Annotated in this window: 6 protein-coding genes and 1 pseudogene; all 7 read right to left on the bottom strand. The window is 56.2% G+C overall.

Annotated elements, in window-relative coordinates; translation table 11 throughout:
* Positions 1-1,221: pseudogene (locus RMSM_RS12190) on the bottom strand (hypothetical protein); the annotation flags it as partial.
* Positions 1,221-3,284, bottom strand: coding sequence for a BatA domain-containing protein (locus RMSM_RS12195; protein ID WP_040766011.1), 2,064 nt, complete (start codon positions 3,282-3,284; stop codon positions 1,221-1,223). The gene RMSM_RS12195 and the pseudogene RMSM_RS12190, both read right to left, overlap by 1 nt.
* A gap of 15 nt (positions 3,285-3,299) precedes the next feature.
* A complete protein-coding gene (locus RMSM_RS12200) occupies positions 3,300-4,208 on the bottom strand; it encodes a DUF58 domain-containing protein (RefSeq protein WP_008696108.1) in 909 nt (302 codons plus the stop codon).
* Complete coding sequence (locus RMSM_RS12205; protein WP_236622107.1) at positions 4,205-5,206, bottom strand: AAA family ATPase; 1,002 nt, start codon at positions 5,204-5,206, stop codon at positions 4,205-4,207. The genes RMSM_RS12200 and RMSM_RS12205 overlap by 4 nt, the downstream gene beginning before the upstream one ends.
* Before the next feature lie 156 nt (positions 5,207-5,362).
* Entirely contained in the window at positions 5,363-5,815 is a 453-nt protein-coding gene (locus RMSM_RS12210; RefSeq protein ID WP_236622108.1) for a YraN family protein, read from the bottom strand.
* Between the two features lie 242 nt (positions 5,816-6,057).
* On the bottom strand, positions 6,058-6,414 hold the full coding sequence (gene rplS / locus RMSM_RS12215) for a 50S ribosomal protein L19 (protein ID WP_040766013.1): 357 nt from the start codon (positions 6,412-6,414) through the stop codon (positions 6,058-6,060).
* A gap of 26 nt (positions 6,415-6,440) precedes the next feature.
* Positions 6,441-7,145 (bottom strand): tRNA (guanosine(37)-N1)-methyltransferase TrmD, encoded by a 705-nt coding sequence (gene trmD, locus RMSM_RS12220; protein ID WP_008696116.1) that lies wholly within the window; start codon positions 7,143-7,145, stop codon positions 6,441-6,443.
* Positions 7,146-7,226: the final 81 nt, after the last annotated feature.

A 7,226-nucleotide genomic window follows, 5' to 3' on the forward strand; every position in this document is an offset into this window, starting at 1 on the left:
CGACATCACATGGCCTGCGATTCCCGGGATGACCACCAGTCCGCTCGCCTGTTGCTCAACCAACCCTTTAAGCAACTGACACTGTTCTTCGCTCAATTGATCTTCGCTGACGCCAACATCACCGAGAAATACCACATCGTACTGCGAAAGATCAGCCAAATCGTCGGGAAAGGATGCAATGTAATCCCGATTGCCGCCGCCGGTCTTAGTCAAACCAGGATGAAACAGCAAACACGAAACTTCGATCCCCGGGTCTCGCGACAGAGCATTTCGGAGGTAGCGGTATTCCCAACGCGGTCGCGACTCGATGACCAGCACTTTCAATTGCACTTCAGGAATCGAGATGGGCATCGAAAGTTCATTGTTGTTCGCGATGCGTTCGCTTGCATGCATCGGAATCGTCAACGTCAGCTGGAAATCACCAGTCTGATCGGGCTTCCATAAAATCGCTTCGGACGTTTGCCCCATCGCCTGGATCGTAAATTCGCGAGTCACCTCCGTGCCATCGGAAGCGACCAACTTCGCTATTGCACGATGATCTTGGGGCAACGAACTTTCGACCGAAAAGGGAATCCGCAACGTTTTGTTGGCGACCCCCAACGCGGGGACTTCGAAGCTGAGCAATTCAACGTCGGGAAGTCGCTCTTGACTGCCCACAGGGATGGTAAAAATGGGGACCTGCTGCATGCGAAATTTCGTCGCTGCCTCAACAGGCGCCGCCCCCGCGTTCCAGTCCCCATCGGACGCTAACACCACTGCTCGCAAATTCGGATAGCCATCGAGTGCCGAGGCGAGTGCTGCATCGATATCGGTCCGATCGTTTTCAGGGTCGCTCGCGAACGGCACCACGACCACATCCGCGTCCTGTTCCACGGCAGCCCAAGTTTGTTTGTCCATCAAGTGACGCACCGAATCTTGACGCGTTCGCATCGGATTCAATTCGTCGCCCATATCCGCGGTTTCCATGCTGAGCGATTCATCGCCCAAGATCACCACCGTAGGCCGACGTGTGGGGTCAATTTGGTAAATCACCTCGGGCTGGTTTAGCAGCAACACTGCGACCGCGACCAACAGCACACGGAACAATTCGAGCCAAACGATCGAGGAACGAAACCGGCTTCGCGCACAAGCGATCCAGGCGAGTCCACACGTGAGTATCAAGACGAGGATCGAAACCGCCAGGAACAGCGAATTCCACTGAAACGAGATGCCCGAATCCATCACGCGGGTCCCCCTTGGCTTGCGATCTTCGCACTACGACGAGGCAAACAAAGCACTGCTTCGAGCAACATTGCGATGATCATTCCAAGCAAGAACAACCGCCAAACTTCGCGAGCGATGCCGCTGGTGTCGTCGACGTCCTCGTCGATTCGCGAGAAGCGAACTCCTTCAAAAAGGGCCTCGACCTGTGCTGCCTCCGCCGTATCGACTTGGTCCTCGACCGCCGCCCGATTCACCGCGATCAAACGACCGCCCTGCCCTGCCCCGCTGCGGTACACACCGGCACTCGATGCATACTCGCTAGAAATTCCGTTGGGATCGCCCGCGAGTTGTTTCCATGCGTTGGTCGGCAAATCGATTTGCCCCGCAACTTGGTCACGGGTGCGAGTGAGCGACTGCAACCCTTGATCGATAGCGCGCTGAACGATCGCGTACAACACGACACCATTATCCGCCAGCGACGATCGATCCAGCGACGGCGACGCCGCACAAAAATAGACGCCGCCATTGTCGGTCATCAGGCGTGCCAACAAAGGATCCCCGCCGGTCACTGTGGCCAACGGAGTCACGTCGCCCTTGACAGTGGCGTGCCCATGGACCTGCAACTGGCCCACCGGCAATCCCGCACCGCTGCTGGTCGCGGCCAGCAGATCTTGATCGGATCGCCAATTCTCGACAAGAACTTTTTCGCCATCACCCTGCCATTGTCCCCACTGGATGCCGCTAAAATTGCGTTGATTGACCACACCACCTCCGGCCCACAGGCTCGGCGGCGGAAAGAAAATCACTTGGCCGCCTTGGTCGACGTAATCGGTAACCTTTTGCGCAGCAGTTCCGTCCGGCAACTCGACGCACCACAAAACCAGTGCGGTCGCGTCGAGATCGAGCGAATCAAGTGAATCGGAAGTCAGCACGTCGACATTGGCAGCGTGGTTGGGATCAGGCGAAACTGCAGCCGCGATCTCGAGTGCCTTCGTCGCATCACGATCATCGCTGACCAATACGACACGTCGTGGCGGCGGAGCATCAAAAACAAAATAGGAGACGTTGTCGGCGTTGTTCGCGTCGGCGGGGATCGCGAGACGCCCCCAACCCGATTCGCTTTGTGACGCGATCGGGATCCGCTGGCTGCGTGTTTCGGACTGGCTTCTCACGAGCGACACGTCAAACTGAGTCCGCACTCCATCGACTTCGACCTGTACCGGCACCGCGATGCGATTGCCCTGATCGCCTTTTCCCTGATCGCCTGTGCCCTGATCGCCAGTGGCCTGATCCGCGAATTGGGATAAATCCAAAGAGATTAACACCGCATCGCCATCCTCGTCCTGGATCCGACGTGCCTCGCTGACGCGAACCGATCGATTGGATGGATTGGATTCAGGATACGCCAACAAATGAAACCGAATGGATTGAGGCATCTGCGTTAGCATCTCGCGTGACGCTGTCCATTGATGGCTGGACATATCCCAATCCGCTGTTCGCAGATCGCTGCAAATCCAAACATCCGCGTCGCCGACCTGATTGCGTTTCAAATAGTCGACTGCGGTTTGAATCAACTTGGGCATCTTCGCCGTACTGCTCGATCCTCGCATCAGTGGTGAATCGACCATCGCACCGAGCGTTTCAAACGATGTCGGCTGCTGCGTTCCGCTGTCGATCAAAACCCAGTGCGACGCGTCCAACATTCCCAGCGTGCTAGCGATTTGCTTACGAGCACGGCTCAATTTCGACTCGCCCGACTTACCGGTCTCTTGCATACTGGGCGACCGATCCAAAATCACGATTGTCGTATCGACATGCCCGCCCAATCGCCAACCGAGCAATCCGCTGGACAATGGTCGGGTGACAGCAAAGATCAGCCCTGCGACGACCAGCACACGCAGTGCGAGTATCAACCATCGACGCAGCTTGGCGTAGCCTCGTGACATCTGGCTTGCTTGCATCAGGAACGCCATCGCCCCCCAAGCCTTGGTTTGGTGACGTCGCTGGTTCATCCAATGAATGATCACCGGCAGCATCACCAATGGCAACGCCAACAGCATCCAGGGCTGCAAAAAACTCATCGGCGCACCACCCTATCAGACCCTTCTTCCCTGAGTCCGACCGACAAGAAAATCGCTCAGCACTTGCTCGTACGGCTGGTCCAGCACGACGCGGTGGTAATCCACTGATGCCCGCGCCATCAATGTCTTGATCGACTCTAGGTACGCGTTCATCGCAGCATGATAGCCTGCGGCAATTTCACCGGGCTCGGCAAAGACCGCCGCGTCGTTTTCCATATCAACAAATCGAGTTGGTTGATCAAAATCGAACGCAAGCTCTTCCGGATCCAGCAGATGAAACACCGAGACGTCATGTTTACGAAAACGCAAATGTTCGAAACAGGGCTGCAGATGCTCAGGCGACACGAATAAATCCGACAACAAAATCACCAGTGCATGCTGCTGGATCGTCTCGGCCAATTCGTGTAGCACTGCAATCAATTCCGTCTCACCCGCGGCCGTCGCTTGATCTAACAGGTTAAACAAGTTCGACAGATGTGCCGGATTTCGCAGCGCCGGCAACCGATTGACCACCTGATTCGCCACACACGCCAACCCGACCGCATCCCCCTGTTCCATTGCCAAATACGCCAGCGTTGCCGCCATCCGTTTTGCATAATCGAGCTTGGACAACCCGGTGCTGCCAAACCCCATCGATCCACTGGTATCGACGACAACGACCATTCGCAGATTGGTGTCGGCTTCGAACTCTTTGACAAAGAATCGATCGGTTCGTCCGTAGGCCCGCCAATCCAATCGCCGCAAATCGTCACCGGGGACGTACTTGCGATACTCGGCAAACTCGACACTTGATCCGCGATGCGGACTGCGGTGGCGTCCCGAAACGCTGCCCAGCATGACTTTGCGTGCAAACAGCGGCAAACCTCGCAGCCGCGCCAGCACGTCTGGATCTAGAAAATCGCGAGTGGGCACGGGCGACGTCATACCGCCGTTTCCTCGACCAACCGTTTGACGATCGTTTTTGCCGTGACGCGTTCGCTTTGCGCTGCAAACGTCGTGATGATGCGATGCGTCAATACCGAAGGAGCAACGTGCTGGATGTCTTCCAACCGCACCATATAACTGCCCTCGAGTGCCGCACGACTCTTGGCACCCAGAATCAAGTTTTGCACTGCGCGGGGCCCCGCGCCCCAAGAAACCAATGGCCGCATCCAATCGGGCGCCGTTTCGCCATCAGGACGCGTCTTGCGAACCAAGCGAGCCGCGTAGGTGTAAAGATGGTCCGGCACCGGCACCCGCCGCACCAAGTGTTGGTAGCCGAGAATATCCTCGGCTGTTAACAGGTGTGCCAACTGAGGCAACTCGTCACCCGTTGTGGTTTTCGCAATTTGTATCTCTTCGGCTTCCGATGGGTAATCCAATTCGATCAACGACATAAACCGATCCAGCTGCGCCTCCGGCAATGGATACGTTCCCTCTTGCTCGACCGGATTCTGAGTCGCCAAGACCATAAACGGCTCGTCCAGCGGAAAGTGTTTCCCCAGCACGGTGACGCGATGCTCTTGCATCGCCTCGAGCATCGCGGCTTGCGTTTTTGGCGGAGCGCGATTGATCTCGTCGGCCAAAACGATATTGGAAAACAAGGGTCCTTTGACAAACTGAAATTCACGCCGTCCGTGGTCCGATTCCTGCAGGATGTCCGTGCCGGTGATATCCATCGGCATCAAGTCGGGCGTGAACTGGATGCGGCTAAAGTCCAACGACATCGTTTCCGCCAACTTGCTGACCAACAACGTCTTGGCCAACCCGGGCACCCCCATCAGCAGTGCGTGACGGCGTGCAAACAAACAAACGACCAATTGCTCGATCGTCGCTTGTTGGCCCACGATCACACGAGCCAATTCAACTCGCAGTTGCTTGCAGGTCTCGGCGAGTCGACTGATTGCATCGACATCATTGTCATTCAGAGTATCGGTCGTCATGGCGCTTTTAAAATTTCCGTCGGCATCCATCTCGCAAAAATCGAAACGATCCCTTTGATGGATCGAGATGTCTTCGCAGTATAACCAGTCGAACGTGATTCCGCGTCGTCTCTCTGCTAACGTTGGCTTGGCGGGACAACGGAACGGCGGTCCGGCTTAGAACATCTGAAAGTCGCCCGCAGCTTCGAAGGCAGCTTCGTAGTGCTCGATCCGCTCAGGCTCGGCCAATCCGCTGGGCCACCAAACGGCGACGACGTCAAAGCGACATCGGGCACCAAGCAGCTTTTTTCGCTTTAGATACCGCAGCGCCGCACGTGTCACCCTGCCCTGTTTTGCTTCGTCCACGCGGTCAGCGGGATGCCCTGGTTTGGTGGTCGAGTGCGTTTTGACTTCGACAAAGATGACCACGCGTGACTTTGGGTCAATGGCGATCAAGTCGATCTCGCCGCCACGATCCGATTCGCTTTCGGCGACCACCACCAAACGCTTTTGCCGCAATAGCCGGGCGGCGGCCTGCTCGCCTCGCTTGCCGACCGGTGCGGACAAATCGATCGCTCCGTAACGGCAATCGAGATAGCGATCACGCAGACGATTCAGCAGCCTCAGCACCACAGCAGCCCTCCGCCAACAAAAAAAGCGACAGAGCATCATTCTAGACGCTCTGCCGCTTCGTTAGTTCAAAAATCGTGAGGGGTGGGAAGGCAGACTTGATGCCGATGATAGGCTGGAAGGCCTATCCAACATTGACAGGCTAGAAGCCTATCCCACATTCACAGGCTGGAAGCCTATCCCACATTGCTCACAGGCTGGAAGCCTATGCTACTTTGACAGGCTGGAAGCCTATCCCACATTTAGCTGCGGCGACGCTCTTTCAAGCGAACGGCCTTGCCCACACGATCGCGGAGGAAGTACAGCTTCGCACGACGAACCACGCCACTGCGTTTGACTTCGACCTTTTCGATACGAGGGCTGTGGACAGGGAACTTACGCTCCACGCCTTGGCCAGCGACGATGCGGCGAACCATGAACATTTCGGTCGAACCGCTGCCGCTGCGACCGATCACAACGCCACTGAATACCTGGATACGCTCTTTTGCACCTTCAAGAATCTTCAAGTGCACGTCAACGGTATCGCCGATTTCGAATTGAGGCGGGTTCTCTTTCAGAGCGGTCTTTTCGACCAACTCCATGATGGATGATTGACTCATTTGTATTGCTCACTTCTCAAAAAGATTTAGTTGTTTTCGTTATCCGACTCCAGCAAATCGCTGCGTCGTTTTTGAGTTCGATCGAGGCTTTGCTGGTCCCGCCACTTGGCAATTGCCTTGTGGTCGCCGCTCAGAAGAACGTCGGGAACCGCGTGGTCGCGGAACTCTCTTGGTCTGGTGTATTGAGGAAACTCGAGCAACCGGTTTCCGCGGCTGAACGAATCATCAATGCTGCTGTTCTCGTCTCCTAGCACGCCTGGCAAAAGCCGGACGACTGCGTCAACGATTACCATTGCCGCGACTTCGCCTCCGTTTAAGACAAAGTCACCGATACTGACCTCTTCGGGTTGCAAAATATCAACCACGCGTTGGTCAAACCCTTCGTAGCGACCACAGAGCATTAACACACGCTCACTTGTCGCAAAATCCTCTGCCATGCGTTGATCAAAGCGTTTCCCTTGAGGCGTCAGCAAAATTCGCCGAGCCGGCCGGGGATCCATCGCTTCGACACTGTCGACACACGTTACCGTCGGTTCGACTTGGATCAGCATCCCTGGTCCGCCCCCGAAAGGACGATCATCGACTTTGCGATGAGGCGTGTTCTCGGCCCAATCCCGGAGGTTATGCCGGTGGATTTGAACCAGTTCACGCTGAATCGCTTTGTCGAGCAGACTCTGAGTCAGGTAGCCATCAAAAATCGCGGGGAACAGTGTGACGATGTCCAGTCGCATAGCGCAGGACCTCTATCACTCGCTCGCGGATTCTTCAGCCGCAGGAGCTTCGGGCCGCGGGTGCCTCAGGAGCTGCTTCGG

The sequence above is a fragment of the Rhodopirellula maiorica SM1 genome, from assembly GCF_000346295.1.
Lineage (GTDB): Bacteria > Planctomycetota > Planctomycetia > Pirellulales > Pirellulaceae > Novipirellula > Novipirellula maiorica.

What these genes read in the sequence shown, in the direction of transcription:
- RMSM_RS12195 (WP_040766011.1), bottom strand. Translation starts at nt 3,284, where the DNA reads ATGAGTTTTTTGCAGCCCTGGATGCTGTTGGCGTTGCCATTGGTGATG.
- RMSM_RS12200 (WP_008696108.1), bottom strand. Translation starts at nt 4,208, where the DNA reads ATGACGTCGCCCGTGCCCACTCGCGATTTTCTAGATCCAGACGTGCTG.
- RMSM_RS12205 (WP_236622107.1), bottom strand. Translation starts at nt 5,206, where the DNA reads ATGACGACCGATACTCTGAATGACAATGATGTCGATGCAATCAGTCGA.
- rplS (WP_040766013.1), bottom strand. Translation starts at nt 6,414, where the DNA reads ATGAGTCAATCATCCATCATGGAGTTGGTCGAAAAGACCGCTCTGAAA.
- trmD (WP_008696116.1), bottom strand. Translation starts at nt 7,145, where the DNA reads ATGCGACTGGACATCGTCACACTGTTCCCCGCGATTTTTGATGGCTAC.